At 52.7% G+C, this 3,008-nt stretch carries 1 rRNA gene; it reads left to right on the forward strand.

The features are described 5' to 3' along the window. The first annotated feature begins 90 nt into the window (after positions 1 to 90). Positions 91 to 2,981: ribosomal RNA gene (locus tag AAFN46_RS20505) — 23S ribosomal RNA — on the forward strand. The last annotated feature ends 27 nt before the right edge of the window (positions 2,982 to 3,008 follow it).

Below are 3,008 nucleotides of genomic sequence, written 5' to 3' on the forward strand. Positions count from 1 at the left end.
TCAAGGCAAAATTTGCGAGTTCAAGCGCGAATTTTCGGCGAATGTCGTCTTCACGTTACGAATCTATAACCAGATTGCTTGGGGTTATATGGTCAAGTGAAGAAGCGCATACGGTGGATGCCTTGGCAGTCAGAGGCGATGAAAGACGTGGTAGCCTGCGATAAGCTTCGGGGAGTCGGCAAACAGACTTTGATCCGGAGATCTCTGAATGGGGGAACCCACCTAGGATAACCTAGGTATCTGGTACTGAATCCATAGGTGCCAGAGGCGAACCAGGGGAACTGAAACATCTAAGTACCCTGAGGAAAAGAAATCAACCGAGATTCCCTTAGTAGTGGCGAGCGAACGGGGATTAGCCCTTAAGCTTCTTTGATTTTAGCGGAACGCTCTGGAAAGTGCGGCCATAGTGGGTGATAGCCCTGTACGCGAAAGGATCTTAGAAGTGAAATCGAGTAGGACGGCGCACGTGAAACGTTGTCTGAATATGGGGGGACCATCCTCCAAGGCTAAATACTACTGACTGACCGATAGTGAACCAGTACCGTGAGGGAAAGGCGAAAAGAACCCCGGAGAGGGGAGTGAAATAGAACCTGAAACCGTATGCGTACAAGCAGTGGGAGCCTACTTTGTTAGGTGACTGCGTACCTTTTGTATAATGGGTCAGCGACTTATATTCAGTGGCGAGCTTAACCGAATAGGGGAGGCGTAGCGAAAGCGAGTCTTAATAGGGCGTTTAGTCGCTGGGTATAGACCCGAAACCGGGCGATCTATCCATGGGCAGGTTGAAGGTTAGGTAACACTGACTGGAGGACCGAACCGACTACCGTTGAAAAGTTAGCGGATGACCTGTGGATCGGAGTGAAAGGCTAATCAAGCTCGGAGATAGCTGGTTCTCCTCGAAAGCTATTTAGGTAGCGCCTCACGTATCACTCCAGGGGGTAGAGCACTGTTTCGGCTAGGGGGTCATCCCGACTTACCAAACCGATGCAAACTCCGAATACCTGGAAGTGCCGAGCGTGGGAGACACACGGCGGGTGCTAACGTCCGTCGTGAAAAGGGAAACAACCCAGACCGTCAGCTAAGGTCCCAAAGTTATGGTTAAGTGGGAAACGATGTGGGAAGGCTTAGACAGCTAGGAGGTTGGCTTAGAAGCAGCCACCCTTTAAAGAAAGCGTAATAGCTCACTAGTCGAGTCGGCCTGCGCGGAAGATGTAACGGGGCTCAAACCATACACCGAAGCTACGGGTGTCACGTAAGTGACGCGGTAGAGGAGCGTTCTGTAAGCCTGTGAAGGTGAGTTGAGAAGCTTGCTGGAGGTATCAGAAGTGCGAATGCTGACATGAGTAACGACAATGCGAGTGAAAAACTCGCACGCCGAAAGACCAAGGGTTCCTGCGCAACGTTAATCGACGCAGGGTTAGTCGGCCCCTAAGGCGAGGCAGAAATGCGTAGTCGATGGGAAGCGGGTTAATATTCCCGCACTTCTAGTTACTGCGATGGGGGGACGGAGAAGGCTAGGCCAGCACGGCGTTGGTTGTCCGTGTTTAAGGTGGTAGGCAGAGATCTTAGGCAAATCCGGGATCTTAATGCCGAGAACTGATGACGAGTGTCCTTATGGGCGCGAAGTGGTTGATGCCATGCTTCCAGGAAAAGCCTCTAAGCTTCAGGTAACTAGGAACCGTACCCCAAACCGACACAGGTGGTCGGGTAGAGAATACCAAGGCGCTTGAGAGAACTCGGGTGAAGGAACTAGGCAAAATGGCACCGTAACTTCGGGAGAAGGTGCGCCGGTGAGGGTGAAGGACTTGCTCCGTAAGCTCATGCCGGTCGAAGATACCAGGCCGCTGCGACTGTTTATTAAAAACACAGCACTCTGCAAACACGAAAGTGGACGTATAGGGTGTGACGCCTGCCCGGTGCCGGAAGGTTAATTGATGGGGTTAGCGCAAGCGAAGCTCTTGATCGAAGCCCCGGTAAACGGCGGCCGTAACTATAACGGTCCTAAGGTAGCGAAATTCCTTGTCGGGTAAGTTCCGACCTGCACGAATGGCGTAACGATGGCGGCGCTGTCTCCACCCGAGACTCAGTGAAATTGAAATCGCTGTGAAGATGCAGTGTATCCGCGGCTAGACGGAAAGACCCCGTGAACCTTTACTGTAGCTTTGCACTGGACTTTGAGCCTGCTTGTGTAGGATAGGTGGGAGGCTTTGAAGCGTGGACGCCAGTTCGCGTGGAGCCATCCTTGAAATACCACCCTGGCATGCTTGAGGTTCTAACTCTGCTCCGTCATCCGGAGCGAGGACAGTGTATGGTGGGCAGTTTGACTGGGGCGGTCTCCTCCCAAAGAGTAACGGAGGAGTACGAAGGTGCGCTCAGACCGGTCGGAAATCGGTCGCAGAGTATAAAGGCAAAAGCGCGCTTGACTGCGAGACAGACACGTCGAGCAGGTACGAAAGTAGGTCTTAGTGATCCGGTGGTTCTGTATGGAAGGGCCATCGCTCAACGGATAAAAGGTACTCCGGGGATAACAGGCTGATACCGCCCAAGAGTTCATATCGACGGCGGTGTTTGGCACCTCGATGTCGGCTCATCACATCCTGGGGCTGAAGCCGGTCCCAAGGGTATGGCTGTTCGCCATTTAAAGTGGTACGCGAGCTGGGTTTAGAACGTCGTGAGACAGTTCGGTCCCTATCTGCCGTGGACGTTTGAGATTTGAGAGGGGCTGACCTTAGTACGAGAGGACCGGGTTGGACGAACCTCTGGTGTTCCGGTTGTTTCGCCAGAAGCATTGCCGGGTAGCTACGTTCGGAAAAGATAACCGCTGAAAGCATCTAAGCGGGAAACTTGCCTCAAGATGAGATCTCACTGGAGCCTCGAGCTCCCTAAAGGGCCGTCGAAGACTACGACGTTGATAGGTTGGGTGTGTAAGCGCTGTGAGGCGTTGAGCTAACCAATACTAATTGCCCGTGAGGCTTGACCATATAACACCCAAACAATCTGCGGATTGT

The sequence above is a fragment of the Pseudomonas sp. CAU 1711 genome, assembly GCF_039888625.1.
In the GTDB taxonomy this organism is placed as follows: Bacteria; Pseudomonadota; Gammaproteobacteria; order Pseudomonadales; family Pseudomonadaceae; genus Aquipseudomonas.